This window comes from Burkholderia sp. BKH01 (assembly GCF_025685725.1).
Classification (GTDB): Bacteria; Pseudomonadota; Gammaproteobacteria; order Burkholderiales; family Burkholderiaceae; genus Burkholderia; species Burkholderia pyrrocinia_C.
This window is the reverse complement of the sequence record NZ_JAOTQT010000008.1, coordinates 131886-149340: the sequence shown is the minus strand read 5'-3', so window position 1 is coordinate 149340 and position 17455 is coordinate 131886. Positions and strand designations below refer to the sequence as shown.

Genomic DNA, 17455 nt, shown 5'->3' with positions numbered 1-17455 from the left:
AAACTCTGGTGAACGAATACAACGAGCGGAGTACCTGGCGGCGGATGCGCGCCTTGCTGTCGATCAACGATCCCCGCTGGGGACGCGGCGAAGGCAATGGCAAAGACGGATCCCGTCCCCGTGCGAACGAATCGAAGCGTCCGCAAAGCGGCGACGGCGAAGGTCCGCCCGATCTCGACGAGATGTGGCGCAACTTCAACCGGCGCCTCAGCGGCCTTTTCGGCGGCAAGGGCGGCAATGGCTTCCGTCCTGACAACGGCCGTGCCGCGCGGGTCGGCGTCGGCATCGTGATCGGCGTGCTGGTCGCGGTTTATGCGGGCAGCGGGCTGTTCGTCGTGCAGGACGGCCAGACGGGCGTCGTGCTGCAGCTCGGCAAGCTGTCGGGCACGGTCGGCCAGGGCGTGCACTGGCGCGCGCCGTATCCGTTCGCGTCGCACGAGATCGTCGATACGTCGCAGGTCCGCTCGATCGAGATCGGCCGCAACAACGTCGTGCGCCTCGCGAACGTGAAGGAAGCGGCGATGCTGACGCGCGATGCCGACATCGTCGACGTGCGCTTCATCGTCCAGTATCGGATTCGTTCCGCAACCGATTACCTGTTCCGCAGCGTGGATCCCGAGCGCAGCGTGTCGCAGGCCGCGCAGGCCGCGGTGCGTGCGATCGTCGGTACGCGCAGCGCGGCCGACGTGCTGAACCAGGACCGCGACGCGCTGCGCGAGCAGCTTTCCACCGCGATCCAGCGCGATCTCGACCGCTACCAGTCGGGGCTCGAGGTAACGGCCGTCACGATGCAGAGTGTCGCGGCGCCCGAGCAGACGCAGGCCGCCTACGGTGAAGTCGCGAAGGCGCGCGATGAGCGCGAGGCCGCGAAGCGCGCCGCGCAGGCGTACGCAAACGACCTGCTGCCGAAGGCGCAGGGCGATGCCGCGAAGCTCGTCGACGAAGCGAAGGCGTATTCCGGTCGCGTGATTACGGAAGCCGAAGGCGATGCCGATCGCTTCAAGCAGGTCTACGCGCAGTACTCGAAGGCGCCGGCGGTGATCCGCGAGCGGATGTACCTCGAAACGATGCAGGAAATCTATTCGAACGCGACGAAGGTGTTCGTCGGCAACAAGGGCGGCAACAGCGTCGTGTATCTGCCGCTCGACAAGCTCGTCGAGCAGGGGCGGCAAAACGCCGCGACATCCACCGGCGCGAGCGCGCCCGATGCGGCGTCGGCACCGGCGGCCGTTGCGCCGGCGGCAGCCGTACCCGCGAGCGCGGCACCGGCCGCCGCGGCGTCGGGCACCGACGTGCAGCGATCGCGCGAAGCGTTCCGCAGCCGGTCGCGTGAAGACGATCTGAAGTAACGGGGAGCGCAGAACATGAACCGAATCATTGCGCTCGTCGTCGCAATCGTGATCGTTGCCTTCGCGGCGTCCTCGACGGTCCTGACCGTCGATCCGCGCCATACGGCCGTGCTGTCGGGCCGCGACGGCGCGCAGCCCGAACTCGCTGGCCCCGGCATCCATTTCAAGCTGCCGCCGCCACTGCAGACGGCCACGCTGATCGACACGCGCCTGCAGTCGCTCGAATCGTCCGATCCGCTGCAATTGGCAACGGAAGACAAGCACGACCTGCTCGTCGCGTATGCGGTGAAGTACCGGATCAGCGATCCGCTGAAATATTTCACGGCGACGGGCGGCGACCCGGCGGCCGCGACCGAACGCCTGGCCGGCGCGCTGAAGGGCGCGCTCGGCGACGCGTTCGGCAAGCGTGCGCTCGACGATGCCCTCGGCGGCCAGCGCGCGATCGCCGACGCGGCCCGCGATGCGGCGAAGGCGAAGGCGTCCGGTTTCGGCGTCGACGTGGTCGACGTCCAACTGACGCGCGTCGACTTGCCGGCCGCGCAGACGGATGCCGTCTACCAGCGGATGATCGGCGCGCTGCGCGATCAGGCCGCACAGGTGCGTGCAGAAGGCGCGGCCGACGTCGAGCAGATCAAGGCCGACGCCGAACGCGAACAGCAGGCCGTGCTCGCGAACGCGTACAAATCCGCGCAGACGATCAAGGGCGAGGGCGACGCGAAGGCCGCGACGATCGCCGCCGACGCGTTCGGCCGCGATCCGCAGTTCTATCAGTTCTACGCGAGCCTGCAGGCCTACCGGAATACGTTCAAGCGCAACGACATCATCGTCGTCGATCCCGACAGCGAGTTCTTCCGCTTCATGCGCAGCCCGACGGGCGGTGCCGCACCGGCGGCTCCTGCTCCCCGCAAACACTGACCTTGGGGCGCCGCGTCGAGCGGCGCCGTCGCTCGCATGGACCTGGCTGGCTCGTTGTTGCTCGCAGTAGCGCTGATGCTGATCATCGAGGGGGCGTTTCCCTTCGTGTTTCCCGTCGCCTGGCGCGACACGTTTCGTAGAATAGCTGAGCGGCCGCCGCATCATATCCGGATCGGCGGCCTGATCGTGATGGTGCTCGGGCTTGTGCTGCTGCTGCTCGCAACCTGACCGGCGACCTGATCCGGACGGCGCATCCGCCGTTCGTTCCGCCCGATTTCGAATTTCCGATTCACATCGCGGCGCGCGTGTCGCGCGCTGTTTCCCGTCGTAGGACCGTACCGATGTCGACCTGGTTACTTCCCGAGAATATCGCCGACGTACTGCCGTCGGAAGCGCGCAAGATCGAGGAGCTGCGCCGCAGGCTGCTTGACCGCTTCCGTTCGTACGGCTACGAAATGGTGATGCCGCCGCTGCTCGAGTATCTCGAGTCGCTGCTGACGAGCGGCGGCGCCGATCTGCGCCTGCGCACCTTCAAGCTGGTCGATCAGTTGTCGGGCCGCACGTTGGGCCTGCGCGCGGACATCACGCCGCAGGTCGCGCGGATCGACGCGCACCTGTTGAACCGTCAGGGCGTGACGCGTCTCTGCTATGCGGGCCACGTGATGCATACGCGCCCGCGCGGCCTGCACGCGACGCGCGAGCAGATCCAGATCGGCGCCGAAATCTACGGGCATGCCGGTCTGGAAGCCGATCTCGAGATCCAGCAACTGATGCTCGACGCACTGCATCTCGCGGGCCTGTCGCGCATCCGTCTCGACCTCGGCCACGCGGGCGTGCTCGCGGCGCTGCTGGCGCGCGATGCGCAGGCCGCCGAGCGCGGCGAGTCGCTGTACGACGCGCTGTCGGGCAAGGACGTGCCGCTGCTGAACGAGCTTACCGACGATCTCGGCGCCGATACGCGCGCGGCACTGCGCGCGCTGCCGAACCTTTACGGCGACGCGAGCGTGCTCGCCGAGGCGCGCGCGCGCTTGCCGGTGCTGCCCGAAATCACGCGGGCGCTCGACGATCTGGCGCAGCTCGCCGCGCAGGCGAAGGGCGCCGAAGTCGCGATCGACCTCGCCGACCTGCGCGGCTACGCGTACCACAGCGGTGCGATGTTCAGCGCCTACATCGACGGCGTGCCGAACGCGATCGCGCGCGGCGGCCGCTACGACCACGTCGGCCAGGCATATGGCCGTGCGCGTCCGGCAACGGGCTTTTCGCTCGACCTGCGCGAGCTCGCGCGGATTTCGCCGGTCGAGGCGCGCGGCACCGCGATTCTCGCGCCGTGGGCGCAGGACGACGCGTTGAGTGCGGCCGTCGCGACGCTGCGCGATGCGGGTGAGGTCGTGATCCAGGCACTGCCGGGCCACGACCACGTGCTCGACGAATTCGCATGCGACCGTTCGCTCGTCGAGCGCAACGGCGCATGGGTGGTCGAACCCCGATAAACAGGCGTTCGCGGGCCGTGCTTCGGCGTGCATATCGTTGAAGCGAAACGGAAAAATTCGGAATCGCCCGCGAACATAGGTAGAATACGTTTTTAACCAGCTAACGAATCAACATGTCTGCCAGCGCAGTGAACGTGACTCCCGGGCGCAATGTCGTCGTCGTGGGAACTCAATGGGGTGATGAAGGCAAGGGCAAGATCGTCGACTGGCTGACGGACCACGCTCAGGGCGTCGTGCGTTTCCAGGGCGGCCACAACGCCGGCCACACCCTCATCATCGGCGGCAAGAAAACGATCTTGCGCCTCATTCCGTCGGGCATCATGCGTGAAGGCGTCGCCTGCTACATCGGCAACGGCGTCGTCCTGTCCCCCGAGGCACTGTTCAAGGAAATCGGCGAGCTCGAAGAAGCCGGCGTGAACGTGCGCGACCGCCTGTTCATTTCCGAAGCCGCGACGCTTATCCTGCCGTACCACATCGCGATCGACCAGGCGCGCGAAGCGCGCAAGGGCGCGGGCAAGATCGGCACGACGGGCCGCGGCATCGGCCCCGCGTACGAAGACAAGGTCGGCCGCCGCGCGCTGCGCGTGCAGGACCTGTTCGACGCGAAGACCTTCGCCGACCGCCTGCGCGAGAACCTCGATTTCCACAACTTCGTGCTGACCCAGTACCTGGGTGGCGCGGCCGTCGACTTCCAGGCCACGCTCGACACGATGCTCGGTTATGCCGACCGCCTGAAGCCGATGGTGGCCGACGTGTCGCGCCGCCTGTACGACGCGAACAATGCAGGCCAGAACCTGCTGTTCGAAGGCGCACAAGGCACGCTGCTCGACATCGATCACGGCACCTATCCGTTCGTCACGTCGAGCAACTGCGTCGCGGGTGCGGCGTCGGCCGGCGCGGGCGTCGGTCCGCAGAAGCTCAACTACATTCTCGGTATCACGAAGGCGTATTGCACGCGCGTCGGTTCGGGCCCGTTCCCGAGCGAACTGTATGATGCGGACAACCCGCAGCGCCAGGAGCAGGTCGGCGTCACGCTCGCGAACGTCGGCAAGGAATTCGGTTCCGTCACCGGCCGTCCGCGCCGCACGGGCTGGCTCGATGCGGCCGCGCTGCGCCGCTCGATCCAGATCAACGGCGTGTCGGGCCTGTGCATGACGAAGCTTGACGTGCTCGACGGCCTCGACGAGGTCAAGCTGTGCGTCGGCTACAAGATCGACGGCAAGGATGTGGACATCCTGCCGCGCGGCGCTGCCGATGTGGCGCGTTGCGAGCCCGTGTACGAAACGTTCGCCGGCTGGAAGGAAAGCACGGTCGGCATCAAGACGTGGGAAGCACTGCCGGCCAACGCGCAGGCCTACCTGACCCGCGTCCAGGAAGTGGCTGGCGTGCCGGTCGACATGGTGTCGACGGGCCCGGACCGCGACGAAACGATCCTGCTCCGCCATCCGTTCAAGGTGTAACCCCAGATGACGCAGCAAATCACGATGACGGCGGCAGACTTGATGACCGATCCGCGCAACGATGACAAGAACCTGTGGGTAGGCTGGGACGAGTATCACCGTCTGATCGAGCTGCTCGCGCTCGAGGTGCACGCGTCGGGCTGGAAGTTCGACCAGATCCTGTGCCTCGCGCGCGGCGGCCTGCGCGTCGGCGATCAACTGTCGCGCATCTACGACGTGCCGCTCGCGATCCTCGCGACGAGTTCGTACCGGGAAGCGGCCGGCACCGAGCAGGGCGACCTCGACATCGCGCAGTACATCACGATGACGCGCGGCAACCTCGCGGGCAACGTGCTGCTGGTTGACGATCTCGTCGATTCGGGCGTCACGCTCGCGCGTGTGCAGGAGCACCTGAAGGAGCGTTATCCGGCCGTGACGGCCGTGCGTTCGGCCGTGCTCTGGTACAAGGGTTGCTCGACGGTCAAGCCCGACTATCACACGCAATATCTGCCGACGAATCCGTGGATTCATCAGCCGTTCGAGGAGTGGGACACGGTTCGTCCGCACAACCTCGAGGCGTGGATCAAGCGCGGTCGCGCGCAGCGCGACGGTTCGGGCGCCTAAGCGGCCGGCCGATCGAAGGAAAGCCTTGTACGGCGCCGCTTGCGGCGCCGTTTTTCATGGGTACGCCGCGTGCGTCGTGCGGTGTTCCCGGCCTGACCGGTAGGCAGACGGCGCCACCCCGGCTATGATGGCAGCCCTGCCACAGCTCGCGCCGGATTGCATGCGCAGCGTGGATCACGTGGTTTCACGGCAACAGAGCAGGGCGGCGTTTCACGGGGGCGCGAGTAGAATAGCGCTCGTTTTGTCCGACCCGGACCCGATTATTACGCTTCATATGAACGACACGATCCACGCGACCGACGCAGCACACGCGCCGCACTCGACGCAACAACACTCGATGCGGGCGCTAGCGATAGCAGCCATCGGCGTCGTGTTCGGCGACATCGGCACCAGCCCGCTGTATTCGCTCAAGGAGGCGTTCAGCCCCGCGCACGGCATCCCGCTGACCGAAAGCTCGATTCTCGGCGTGATCTCGCTGCTGTTCTGGGCAATCATCCTGGTGGTCGGCATCAAGTACCTGCTGTTCGTGATGCGGGCAGACAACAACGGCGAAGGCGGCGTACTCGCGCTGATGGCGCTGTCGCTGCGGCCGCTCGACTCGAGAACCCGCGTCGCGGGCGCGCTGATGGCGCTCGGGATATTCGGCGCGTGCATGTTCTACGGGGACGCGGTGATCACGCCGGCGATCTCGGTGATGTCGGCCGTCGAAGGTCTCGAAATCGCGACGCCGCACCTGTCGCACCTCGTGCTGCCGATCACGATCGTGATCCTGATCGCGCTGTTCTGGATCCAGCGCCACGGCACCGCGCTGGTCGGCAAGCTGTTCGGCCCGATCATGGTGCTGTGGTTCGTCGTGATCGCGGCGCTCGGCGTGTACCACATCGTGCGCGTGCCGGGCATCATCGCGGCAATCAACCCGTACTACGCGGCATCGTTCATGGCCGATCACCTGCTGCAGGCCTACGTGGTGCTCGGCTCGGTCGTGCTGGTGCTGACCGGCGCGGAAGCGCTCTACGCGGACATGGGCCACTTCGGCGCGAAGCCGATCCGCCTCGCCGCTTACGGGCTCGTGATGCCGTCGCTGGTACTGAACTACTTCGGCCAGGGCGCGCTGCTGATCCAGAACCCGAAGGCGATCGAGAACCCGTTCTTCCTGCTGGCACCCGAATGGGGGCTGCTGCCGCTCGTCGTGCTGTCGACGGTCGCGACCGTGATCGCGTCGCAGGCCGTGATCTCGGGCGCGTATTCGCTGACGTCGCAGGCGATCCAGCTCGGCTACGTGCCGCGCATGAAGGTACTGCATACGTCTGAACTCGCGATCGGCCAGATCTACGTGCCGGTCGTGAACTGGCTGCTGCTGTTCGTGATCCTCTGCATCGTGATCGGCTTCAAGAGTTCCGACAACCTCGCTGCCGCATACGGCATCGCGGTGACGGCGACGATGGTGATCACGACCGTGCTCGCGGCCGTCGTGATGGTGAAGGTGTGGAACTGGAACCGCCTGCTGGTCGGCGCGATCATCGCGGTGTTCCTCGCGGTCGATCTCGGCTTCTTCGGCGCGAACCTGCTGAAGGTCGCGCAGGGCGGCTGGCTGCCGCTCGGCATCGGCGCGCTGCTGTTCTTCCTGCTGATGACCTGGTACAAGGGGCGCCACATCGTCAAGGAGCGCACGGCGGCCGACGGCATTCCGCTCGAGCCGTTCCTGCAGGGGCTGCTCGCGCATCCTCCGCATCGCGTGTCGGGCACCGCGATCTACCTGACCGGCAACGACAAGCTCGTGCCCGTCAGCCTGCTGCACAACCTGAAGCACAACAAGGTACTGCACGAGCGGACCATTTTCCTGACGTTCGTCACGCGCGACTTTCCTTACGTGCGCGACGACAAGCGCCTGAGCTCGCGCGATGCGGGCGGCGGGCTGTACATCGTGAAGGCCGAGTACGGCTTCAACGAGACGCCGGACGTGAAGGCCGTGCTCGAGGAATTCGGCCGCACGCACGACATGACGTTCGAACTGATGGATACGTCGTTCTTCCTCGCGCGCGAAACGGTCGTACCGACGCATCTGCCAGGGATGTCGATCTGGCGCGAGCGCGTGTTCGCGTGGATGCATCAGAATGCCGCGAAGCCGACCGACTTCTTCTCGATTCCGGCGAACCGCGTCGTCGAGCTCGGCACGAAGATCGAGATCTGACCGGGCGCGGCGCGCGGGCCTTCTGGCCGCGCGCCGCGTCTGCCGCCCGCCGGGGCCTGCCGCGATCGTTCGCATCGCGCCGGCTGCAAACGCAACAGCAAACGCAACAGCAAACGCAACAGCAAACGCAACAGCAAACGCAGCCGTATCGCGCCGCGTATCCGCACAAGCCAAACCATCCAGTCCGATAGCCGACTGCGTGCGCGCAGGCGCCGTCGAGCCGTGCGCGTTCGTGGCAGCAACAAAGAACCCGCCTTGCAGCGGGCTTTTTGTGCGTCGACGGCTTTCGCGCGTTCAGCGCTTCAGCTTCGCGAATGCCGCGGCCATCGCGCCGGCCGGTTCCGGCTCGCGCGAACGCGGCGGGCGTGCTGCGCCGCGTCCCGCGTTGCCGCGATCCTGGCTGCCGCGCGACGGCATGCCGGGGGCGGCCGCATCGTCGTCGAGGCGCATCGTCAGCGCAATGCGCTGACGCTTCACGTCGACGTCGAGCACCTTCACCTTGACGACCTGGCCGGCCTTCACGACTTCGTGCGGGTCCTTGATGAACTTCGTCGACATCGCGGACACGTGGACGAGGCCGTCCTGATGGACGCCGATATCCACGAATGCGCCGAACGCGGCGACGTTCGTCACGACCCCTTCGAGCGTCATGCCTGGCACGAGATCCGACACCTTCTCGACGCCTTCGCGGAACGTCGCCGTCTTGAATTCCGGGCGCGGATCGCGGCCCGGCTTCTCCAGTTCGGACAGGATGTCGCGCACGGTCGGCAGGCCGAAACGTTCGTCAACAAATTCCGCGGGGGACAGGCCCGACAGCGCTTCACGGTTGCCGAGCACGTCGTCGATGCGCTTGCTGATCTTCGCGAGCATCCGCTCGACGACCGGATAGGCTTCCGGGTGCACCGACGAGCGGTCGAGCGGATTTTCGCCGCCATTGATGCGCAGGAAGCCGGCGGCCTGTTCGAACGTCTTGTCGCCGAGGCGCGGCACCTTGCGCAGGTGCTCGCGCGACGGGAACGGGCCGTTCGCATCGCGGTAGTCGACGATGTTGCGCGCGAGCGTCGCATTCAGGCCCGACACGCGCGCGAGCAGCGGGGCCGATGCGGTGTTCGCATCGACGCCGACCGCGTTCACGCAATCCTCGACGACCGCGTCGAGCGAGCGGGCGAGTTCGCGCTGGTTCACGTCGTGCTGGTACTGGCCGACGCCGATCGCCTTCGGCTCGATCTTCACGAGCTCCGCGAGCGGATCCTGCAAGCGGCGTGCGATCGACACGGCGCCGCGCAGCGACACGTCGAGCTCCGGGAATTCCTTCGCGGCGAGCTCGGACGCCGAGTAGACCGACGCGCCGGCTTCCGACACGACGATCTTCTGCAGGCGCAGCTCAGGGTGTTTCGCGATCAGTTCGCTCGCGAGCTTGTCGGTTTCGCGCGACGCGGTGCCGTTGCCGATGCTGATCAGTTCGGCCTGCGTCTGCGCGGCGATGCGCGCGAGTTTCGCGATCGAGCCGTCCCAGTCGCGGCGCGGCTCGTGCGGGTAGATCGTGTCGGTCGCGAGTACCTTGCCGGTGCGGTCGACGACCGCGACCTTCACGCCCGTGCGCAGGCCGGGGTCGAGACCGATCACGGCCTTCGGGCCGGCCGGCGCCGCGAGCAGCAGGTCGTTCAGGTTGCGCGCGAACACGCGGATCGCTTCGGTTTCGGCGGTTTCACGCAGTTGCGTGAGCAGCTCGTTCTCGATATGCGGCTGCACCTTCACGCGCCAGCACCAGCGGCATACGTCGGACAGCCATTTGTCGGCCGGGCGGTTCTGGTTCGCGATGCCGAAATGGCGCGCGATCATCGCCTCGCCGGGATGCGGCACCTGCGCGTCGAGCTCTTCTCCGAGGCCGAGCTTGACCGTCAGCACGCCCGCGTTGCGGCCGCGGAACAGCGCGAGTGCGCGGTGCGACGGCACGGTCTTGATCGTTTCCGCGTAGTCGTAATAGTCGCGGAATTTCTCGCCTTCCTCGTGTTCCTTGCCCTCGACGACAGCCGACGACACGACGCCCTGGTTGTGCAGGTAGTCGCGCAGCTTGCCGAGCAGCTCGGCCGTTTCGCCGAACTGTTCGGACAGGATGTCGCGCGCGCCGTCGAGCGCGGCCTTCACGTCGGCGACGCCCTTGTCGGCGTCGACGTACGCGGCCGCCTCGGCCTGCGGGTCGAGCAGCGGGTTCGCGAGCAGCGCCTGCGCGAGCGGCTCGAGGCCGGCTTCGCGGGCGATCTGCGCGCGCGTGCGGCGCTTCGGCTTGTACGGCAGATAAAGGTCTTCGAGCACCTGCTTGCTGTCGGCCGCATCGATCGCGGAACGCAGTTCGTCGGTCAGCTTGCCCTGTTCGTCGATGCTCGACAGGATCGACGCGCGGCGATCCTCGAGTTCGCGCAGATACAGGAGGCGTTCCTCGAGCTGGCGCAACTGCGTGTCGTCCAGGTTGCCGGTCACTTCCTTGCGGTACCGGGCAATGAACGGAACGGTCGAGCCTTCGTCGAGGAGTTGCACGGCCGCCGCGACCTGGCGCGGCTGGACGGACAGTTCGGTGGCGATGCGCTGTACGATCTTGAGTGCTACGGTTTCCGTCATGTCGTGGATGATCTGCCTGCTGAAATCGCGGCGCGGGCCGGCAGGCCCGGAGCGGCAGGCTGCACGGCGGGCCCGACGGGCCAGATGCCGCGGGTGGGTGAAGCGGGGCATTTTGCCATAAATGGCGGAGCGTCCAGCCGGGGGTGATAGAATTTGACACATGTCCCGCAGCTTTCCTACGACGTTGCCAACTTCCCGCATTTCTCTCGTCGCGCTCGGCGCAGCGCTCACCGCGGCCTTGTCCGTCGGGCCTTCCGGCGCGTTCGCGCAGGCTTCGGGCGCAACCGCGCCGCCCGCCGTCGCAGCCGCGCCCGATACGACCACAGCCGCACCGGATTTCGACGCCCGTCAAAAAGTGCTCAATCAGCGCTCCGCGGAAAACGATTATCGTTATGCGGTGGCCGAGCACGATTGCTACAGCAAGTTCTTCGTCAATCACTGTCTCGGCAAGGCACGCGACCAGATGCGCGACGAGCGCGCGAGCATCCGCCAGGAGCAACTCGCACTGAACGACGAGCAGCGTGCGGTGCGTGCGCAGCAGCGCGACCAGCAACAGGCGCTGAAGCAGGCGCAGAACGCGGCGGAAGCGCCGCAGCGCGCGGCGAACGACGCGGCGAACGCGGCTGCGTTCCGCGACAAGCAGGAGCAGAATGCGCTGAAGCGGGCGCAGCGCGGCGCGGAAGGGCCGCAGCGCGCGGCGAGCAAGCAGGCATACGACCAGAAGCAGGCGGACTTCCAGCGCAAGCTCGATCAGGCGCACCAGCAGGCGACGCAGAAGGCGCAGGAACGGGCGGACAACGCCGCGCGCTACGAGCAGAAGCAGAACGAAGCCGCGCAGCACAAGGCCGATGTCGAGCGGCGCCAGCAGGAAGCGGCCGACAAGGCCAAGCAGCAGCAACAGCAGGGGCAGTAACGTGTTGGGTTGATCGGAAATCAGTTTCGTGCGCGTCGGCACGCCAGTCGGCGCGCTGCTTCGATGAGGAGGCAAACATGCAAAACCGTCTCACGGAACAGCAGCAGGAATTGCACAACCGTTTGGCTGCATTGCAGGAGCAGCACCAGCAGCTCGCTCGGGAGATCGAGCTGAAGGAAGGACACTCCGACATCGACGACATCACGCTGCACCGGCTGAAGAAGGAAAAGCTGGCGGCCAAGGACAAAATCATTTTGCTGCAATCGCAGCTGGAACCGGATAAGCGCGCCTGAGCGCGGCCTGGCAAGCGCCGGCGCCGCTCGGGCGCTGGACACAGGAACGCTTGCCTTGAATTCACCGCTTGAAGCCACCCCCGATGCCCGGCGAGACACATCGTCCGCCGGGCGCGTTCGTGCGCCCGAAGGCACCTTCGAGCTGAGCCGCAAGCGTGTCGACGAACTCGACACGATCTTCGGCGAAGGCGGGTTGCTGGCGCGCTCGCTCGACGGCTATCGGCCGCGTACGTCGCAGATCGAGATGGCGCGTGCAGTCGCGTCCGCGATGGAAGCGTCCGCGCGCCGGATGCCCGAGCCCGAGATCTTCGAAACCCGCAAGCGGCCGGCGCGCCGCCTCGGCGACGGCGACAAGACGGCCGGGCCGGCGGCGGACGATGCCGCGGCCGCCGAGTCCGACAGCGACGCAGGCGACAACACGCTGATCGTCGAAGCCGGCACGGGTACCGGCAAGACCTATGCGTATCTCGTGCCCGCGATGCTTTGGGGCGGCAAGGTGATCGTGTCGACCGGCACGAAGCACCTGCAGGACCAGTTGTTCCAGCGCGACATCCCGACCGTTCGCAACGCGCTCGCGGTGCCGGTGACGGTCGCGATGCTCAAGGGCCGTGCGAACTACCTGTGCCACTACTACCTGCAACGCACGGCCGACAACGGCCGCCTGCCGTCGCGGCAGGATACGGCCTACCTGCAGGAAATCGTCCGCTTCGCGAAGATCACGAAGAGCGGCGACAAGGCCGAACTCGCGAGCGTGCCGGAAACGGCACCCGTGTGGTCGATGGTCACGTCGACGCGCGACAACTGCCTCGGCCAGGAGTGCCCGCACTACAAGGAATGCTTCGTGATGCAGGCGCGGCGCGAGGCACAGCAGGCCGACGTCGTCGTCGTCAACCACCACCTGTTCTTCGCGGACATCATGCTGCGCGACACGGGGATGGCCGAGCTGCTGCCGAACGCGAACACGATCATCTTCGACGAAGCACACCAGTTGCCGGAGACGGCGACGCTGTTCTTCGGCGAGACGCTGTCGACGACGCAGATCCTCGAGCTCGCACGCGACACGGTGGCCGAAGGCCTGAGCCATGCGCGCGACGCGGTCGAGTGGGTGAAGCTCGGCGGCGATCTCGAACGTGCGGCGCGCGACTTGCGCCTCGCGTTCACGAACGACCAGATCGTCCGCATGTCGCTCGCGCAGCTCGGCGACGACCACCCGATGTTCGGCGCGCTCGACGCGCTCGAGGCGGCGCTCGATGCGCTTGCGTCGGCGCTCGCGAGCCAGGCCGAACGGGCGGAGTCGCTCGGTGCATGCCTGCGGCGCGCACGCGAATTGCAAGACCTGCTGGCCGGCTGGGTCGCGCCCGGCGCGGCGGAAGCGGCCGCGAAGGCCGATGAGGCAGCGGCCGGCGACAAGGCTGCGTCCGGCGGCGATCCGAACGAGAAGGTGCGCTGGGTCGAGGTGTTCGCGCATACCGTCCAGTTGCACGAGACGCCGCTGTCGGTTGCGCCGATCTTTGCGAAGCAGCGCGCGGGCGTGCCGCGTGCATGGGTGTTTACGTCGGCCACGTTGTCGGTGCGCGGCGATTTCACGCACTACGCGGCGCAGATGGGCCTCAGCTCGCGCCGTTCGATGACGCTCGCGAGCCCGTTCGACTACCAGTCGCAGGGGCTGCTGTACGTGCCGCGCAACCTGCCTCAGCCGTCTTCGCCCGCGTTTACCGATGCCGTCTTCGATGCTGCGCTGCCGGCGATCGAGGCGTCCGGCGGCGGCGTGTTCATGCTGTGCACGACGTTGCGCGCGGTCGACCGGATCGCGTCGAAGCTGCGCGACGTGATCGAGTCGCGTGGCTGGAATACGCCGCTGCTCGTGCAGGGCGATGCGAGCCGCACCGAGTTGCTCGATCGCTTCCGCGCGTACGGCAACGCGATCCTGGTCGGCAGCCAGAGTTTCTGGGAAGGCGTCGACGTGCGCGGCGACGCGCTGTCGCTCGTCGTGATCGACAAGCTACCGTTCGCGCCGCCGGACGATCCGGTGCTGGCCGCGCGGCTCGACGCGCTGACGAAGAAGGGCCTGAGTCCGTTCGCCGTGCATCAGTTGCCGCAGGCCGTGATCACGCTGAAGCAGGGCGCGGGTCGGCTGATTCGTGCGGAGACGGATCGCGGCGTGCTGATGATCTGCGACACGCGGCTCGTCGACAAGCCTTACGGGCGCCGGATCTGGCAGAGCCTGCCGCCGTTCAAGCGGACTCGCGAGATCGCGGTCGTTCAGGACTTCTTCGACGAGCACCGCTCGGAAAAACGCATGTGACGGCGCGCGCGGCGACCGCCGCGCGACCGTACTTGTGGTGCCGCCGAAATGCGGCGCTAACAAAAAACCCGGCTCGATGGCCGGGTTTTTTGTTCGTGCAACTGGTGTTGCGTCGCGCAGCGCTTTAGAACTGCCACCACGACTTCTTCGCACCGGGGCGCGAATGGCCCGTCACGTACGGGCTGTCGGGGAACGTGCCCGCAAGCACGCGCTTCGTGTCCTCGGCGAGTTGCGGCTGGTTCAGCTTGCCGTACGACAGGATCATGATGTGCAGTGCGTCTTCGATCGCCGGCGCACCCTTGTAGTCCTTGATCGCGAGCTGCGCGCGGTTGATGGCCGCGACATACGCGCCACGACGATAGTAGTAGTCGGCCGCGTGCACTTCGTGCGACGCGAGCGCGTTGACGATGTAGCGCATCCGCGCGGCCGCGTCGGGCGCGTACTTGCTCTTCGGGAAGCGGTCGACGACGACCTTGAACGCATCGTACGATTCGCGCAGCGCCTGCGGATCGCGCTCGCTCATGTCCTGGCCGGAGAAGCGGCCAAACAGGCCCAGATCGTCGTTGAAGTGGATCATCCCCTTCAGGTAGTACGCGTACGGAATATCCGGATGATCGGGGTGGAGCTGGATGAAGCGGTCGACGGCCTGGTCGGCGGCTGCCGCTTCGTTGTCCTTCCAGTTGCAGTACGCGACGTTGATCTGCGCCTGTTGCGCGAAATGGCCGAACGGATCGCGACCTTGCAGCGATTCGAAATATTTCGCGCACTTGCCCCAGTCGCCGCCGGACAGTGCGTCCTGGGCCTCTGAGTATAATTTGTTGTTCGACCAGGTAGCCGTCTCGTCCTGCTTCTGCGGCAAGCCGTGGCAGCCGGCGATGAGGGCCGCGGCCGCTACCGCCGCAGCCCGGGCGGCGACGGTTCTGGCCGTACGTTTGGTCGAATTCATCATGCTCGCATGTCCTAGCTTCAAGTCTCGGTGACCCAGTCTAAATGACCCGTTCAAGTTCGCAGAATGCCCAGCCGGGCACACCAAATCGCGAAGATTATAGCCCAAGCGGTCGGCCCGCCGACGCTGCCTCGGGGGATTCCCTCGATGACGATCTGACCGGCGACGTATTGCAACCGCCCGTGACGCCGTCCGCGGCGGACGATGACGCGCCGCGCGTCGTCGAAGTGCCGCTGTCGCTCGCGGGCGAACGCCTCGACAAGGCGCTCGCCCAACTGTTCCCCGAATTCTCCCGCAGCCGCTTGCAGAGCTGGATCGAGGCGCAGCGCGTGCTGGTCGACGGCGCGCCCGCGAAGATCCGCCAGCCGGTGCCGCTCGGCGCGAAGATCGAGCTCGTGCCCGACCTGCTTCCCGAGCAGCTCGCGTTCACCCCGGAGCCCGTGCCGCTCGACGTCATCTACGAGGACGACGCGCTCGTCGTCATCAACAAGCCGGCCGGCCTCGTCGTGCACCCGGCGGCCGGCAACTGGAGCGGCACGATCCTGAACGGCCTGCTGCATCGCTACGGCGACGCGGCGGCCGGCCTGCCGCGCGCGGGGATCGTCCACCGGCTCGACAAGGAGACCTCCGGCCTGATGGTGGTGGCACGCACGCTGGCCGCGCAGACGGACCTCGTGCGCCAGTTGCAGGCCCGCACGGTGAAGCGCCGCTATTTCGCGCTCGTGTGGGGCACGATGCCCGAGGAAGGCACGATCGACGCGCCGATCGGCCGCGATCCGCGCGAGCGCACCCGCATGGCCGTCGTCACGGGCGCGTCGGGCAAGCCCGCGCGCACGCATTTCCGCACGGTTGACACATGCGTGTGGCAACGTCAGCCGGTTTCGGCGATCCAGTGCGACCTCGAAACCGGCCGCACGCATCAGATCCGCGTGCACTGCGCGCACGCCGGGCACCCGCTGCTCGGCGATCCCGTCTACGGACGCGCGCGCGGCAAGCGCTCGGTCGCGCCGCTGCCGGACGGGTTCGCGCGACAGGCGCTGCATGCATGGCGGCTCGGTCTCGTGCATCCGGTCACCGGCAAGGCGATGCAGTGGCGCTGTCCGCTGCCGGACGACATGAATGCACTCGTCGCGGCGCTCGGCTTCGGACAGGGCGATGAGGAATTCGACGACGATGACGGTGTCTACGACGATGACGATTTCGGCGGCGAGTATCACGACGATGAGCCGTATCTGGACGATGAGGAGGAGTGAGTGCCGATGACGAACCTGGCGCCGTTGACGTGGCAGGACTGCGTACAGCCCGACTGGCAGGTGTCGCCGCGCGTGCGCGCGCTGATCACGACGCGCGACGGCGGCGTGAGCGAAGGCCCGTACGGGCGCTGGCAGGACGGTGCCGCGATGGCGGGCGGGATGAATGTCGGCCTGCATACCGGTGACGATCCGGCCCATGTCGCCGGCAATCGCGCGCGCTTGCTCGCGCTGGCGGGCCAGTCGAGTGCGGCATGGCTCGAGCAGGTTCACGGCGCGCAGATCGTGCGCGCGGACGAGGTGATCGCGGCGGCGCCCGCGGCTGCGGCGCCGGTGCAGGCGGATGCAAGCGTCACGGACCGGTCGGGCGCCGTCTGCGTCGTGATGGTGGCCGACTGCCTGCCCGTGCTGCTGTGCGACGCGCAGGGGCGCGCGGTCGGTGCTGCGCATGCGGGCTGGCGCGGGCTCGCGGCCGGCATCGTCGAGCAGACCGCGGCGCGCGTCGCGGCGCTCGCGGGCGGCGCGACGGACACGCTTCATGCGTATCTCGGGCCGGCGATCGGCCCGCAGGCGTTCGAGGTCGGCGCCGACGTGCGCGACGCGTTTCTCGACACGGCTCCGCAGTCGGAGCATGATGAAACCCGTCGTGCGTTCGTCGCGATCGACGGCGCGCCCGGCAAGTTTCTGGCCGATATCTATGCGCTCGCACGCCTGCGTCTCGCGCGTGCGGGAGTGGCGCACATGAGCGGCGGGACAGCCTGTACGGTCACCGAACGCGCGCGCTTCTATTCGTACCGGCGCGACCGTGTGACGGGCCGCATGGCGGCGGCGATCTGGCTGGCAGATTGACGCATGCGCATGCGCGCATGGTTTTGTTGCGTCGCGAAATCGGTTATCTCGATATTTAGACGGCAATACGGCGTTGCATGCGCAGTCGAATGAAAAATCCCGAAGTCAAGTCGACCAAAATGTTTATGTTTCGCCGGAACCCTTGTCCCGTCTGTTGCACACGGATTATCTCTGCGCAGAAATGTTCAGCGGTTTGACATGGCGCTTCACATGGGGGAAAACGATAATGATAAAAATACCGCACTGCGGCAGAATCTGGAGACGCCTCTCCA

The 17455-nt window shown here is 66.9% G+C and carries 14 protein-coding genes; 12 read left to right on the top strand and 2 right to left on the bottom strand.

Going from position 1 to position 17455, the window contains the following annotated elements:
- Positions 1-8 precede the first annotated feature (8 nt).
- The 7 genes from hflK (at position 9) to OEJ37_RS15060 (ending at position 8008) form a co-directional block, all read left to right on the top strand.
- On the top strand, positions 9-1349 hold the full coding sequence (gene hflK, locus OEJ37_RS15090) for an FtsH protease activity modulator HflK (RefSeq protein WP_175920169.1): 1341 nt from the start codon (positions 9-11) through the stop codon (positions 1347-1349).
- 15 nt (positions 1350-1364) lie between these two features.
- Positions 1365-2264, top strand: coding sequence for a protease modulator HflC (gene hflC / locus OEJ37_RS15085; RefSeq protein WP_263344708.1), 900 nt, complete (start codon positions 1365-1367; stop codon positions 2262-2264).
- A 36-nt stretch (positions 2265-2300) separates the two neighbouring features.
- Positions 2301-2492, top strand: coding sequence for a DUF2065 domain-containing protein (locus tag OEJ37_RS15080; protein WP_006478685.1), 192 nt, complete (start codon positions 2301-2303; stop codon positions 2490-2492).
- Between the two features lie 113 nt (positions 2493-2605).
- Entirely contained in the window at positions 2606-3754 is a 1149-nt protein-coding gene (locus OEJ37_RS15075; RefSeq protein WP_152857457.1) for an ATP phosphoribosyltransferase regulatory subunit, read from the top strand.
- A 113-nt stretch (positions 3755-3867) separates the two neighbouring features.
- Positions 3868-5214 carry an adenylosuccinate synthase gene (locus tag OEJ37_RS15070; RefSeq protein ID WP_174419037.1) on the top strand — a complete coding sequence of 449 codons (1347 nt, stop codon included), beginning with the start codon at positions 3868-3870 and terminating at the stop codon, positions 5212-5214.
- 6 nt (positions 5215-5220) lie between these two features.
- On the top strand, positions 5221-5817 hold the full coding sequence (locus tag OEJ37_RS15065; RefSeq protein ID WP_174419038.1) for a phosphoribosyltransferase: 597 nt from the start codon (positions 5221-5223) through the stop codon (positions 5815-5817).
- A gap of 274 nt (positions 5818-6091) precedes the next feature.
- Positions 6092-8008 carry a potassium transporter Kup gene (locus tag OEJ37_RS15060; RefSeq protein WP_174419039.1) on the top strand — a complete coding sequence of 639 codons (1917 nt, stop codon included), beginning with the start codon at positions 6092-6094 and terminating at the stop codon, positions 8006-8008.
- 294 nt (positions 8009-8302) lie between these two features.
- On the opposite strand, the gene OEJ37_RS15055 is transcribed toward OEJ37_RS15060, so the two are convergent.
- On the bottom strand, positions 8303-10627 hold the full coding sequence (locus OEJ37_RS15055) for a Tex family protein (protein ID WP_263344707.1): 2325 nt from the start codon (positions 10625-10627) through the stop codon (positions 8303-8305).
- 160 nt (positions 10628-10787) lie between these two features.
- Here OEJ37_RS15055 and OEJ37_RS15050 point away from each other — a divergent pair, with 160 nt between their 5' ends.
- The 3 genes from OEJ37_RS15050 to OEJ37_RS15040 all read left to right on the top strand — a co-directional run bounded on the left by OEJ37_RS15050 (position 10788) and on the right by OEJ37_RS15040 (position 14138).
- Complete coding sequence (locus OEJ37_RS15050; RefSeq protein WP_174422208.1) at positions 10788-11540, top strand: hypothetical protein; 753 nt, start codon at positions 10788-10790, stop codon at positions 11538-11540.
- A gap of 77 nt (positions 11541-11617) precedes the next feature.
- Positions 11618-11833, top strand: coding sequence for a YdcH family protein (locus OEJ37_RS15045; protein WP_034181296.1), 216 nt, complete (start codon positions 11618-11620; stop codon positions 11831-11833).
- 55 nt (positions 11834-11888) lie between these two features.
- The gene (locus OEJ37_RS15040; protein WP_263344706.1) at positions 11889-14138 is read left to right on the top strand and encodes an ATP-dependent DNA helicase; all 2250 of its coding nucleotides are present in this window, start codon (positions 11889-11891) and stop codon (positions 14136-14138) included.
- A 124-nt stretch (positions 14139-14262) separates the two neighbouring features.
- On the opposite strand, the gene OEJ37_RS15035 is transcribed toward OEJ37_RS15040, so the two are convergent.
- Positions 14263-15087, bottom strand: coding sequence for an outer membrane protein assembly factor BamD (locus OEJ37_RS15035; RefSeq protein WP_021163132.1), 825 nt, complete (start codon positions 15085-15087; stop codon positions 14263-14265).
- A gap of 41 nt (positions 15088-15128) precedes the next feature.
- On the opposite strand from OEJ37_RS15035, the gene OEJ37_RS15030 reads away from it, so the two are divergent.
- Complete coding sequence (locus tag OEJ37_RS15030) at positions 15129-16337, top strand: RluA family pseudouridine synthase (protein ID WP_174422206.1); 1209 nt, start codon at positions 15129-15131, stop codon at positions 16335-16337.
- Positions 16338-16343: 6 nt separating this feature from the next.
- Positions 16344-17183, top strand: coding sequence for a peptidoglycan editing factor PgeF (gene pgeF, locus OEJ37_RS15025; protein ID WP_263344705.1), 840 nt, complete (start codon positions 16344-16346; stop codon positions 17181-17183).
- Positions 17184-17455: the final 272 nt, after the last annotated feature.

Bases quoted from the DNA above. Each gene is read 5' to 3' on its own strand.
- hflC (WP_263344708.1), top strand. From the start codon at position 1,365: ATGAACCGAATCATTGCGCTCGTCGTCGCAATCGTGATCGTTGCCTTC.
- OEJ37_RS15080 (WP_006478685.1), top strand. From the start codon at position 2,301: ATGGACCTGGCTGGCTCGTTGTTGCTCGCAGTAGCGCTGATGCTGATC.
- OEJ37_RS15060 (WP_174419039.1), top strand. From the start codon at position 6,092: ATGAACGACACGATCCACGCGACCGACGCAGCACACGCGCCGCACTCG.
- OEJ37_RS15070 (WP_174419037.1), top strand. From the start codon at position 3,868: ATGTCTGCCAGCGCAGTGAACGTGACTCCCGGGCGCAATGTCGTCGTC.
- pgeF (WP_263344705.1), top strand. From the start codon at position 16,344: ATGACGAACCTGGCGCCGTTGACGTGGCAGGACTGCGTACAGCCCGAC.
- OEJ37_RS15075 (WP_152857457.1), top strand. From the start codon at position 2,606: ATGTCGACCTGGTTACTTCCCGAGAATATCGCCGACGTACTGCCGTCG.
- OEJ37_RS15065 (WP_174419038.1), top strand. From the start codon at position 5,221: ATGACGCAGCAAATCACGATGACGGCGGCAGACTTGATGACCGATCCG.
- OEJ37_RS15035 (WP_021163132.1), bottom strand. From the start codon at position 15,087: ATGATGAATTCGACCAAACGTACGGCCAGAACCGTCGCCGCCCGGGCT.
- OEJ37_RS15050 (WP_174422208.1), top strand. From the start codon at position 10,788: ATGTCCCGCAGCTTTCCTACGACGTTGCCAACTTCCCGCATTTCTCTC.
- OEJ37_RS15030 (WP_174422206.1), top strand. From the start codon at position 15,129: ATGACCCGTTCAAGTTCGCAGAATGCCCAGCCGGGCACACCAAATCGC.
- OEJ37_RS15055 (WP_263344707.1), bottom strand. From the start codon at position 10,627: ATGACGGAAACCGTAGCACTCAAGATCGTACAGCGCATCGCCACCGAA.
- OEJ37_RS15045 (WP_034181296.1), top strand. From the start codon at position 11,618: ATGCAAAACCGTCTCACGGAACAGCAGCAGGAATTGCACAACCGTTTG.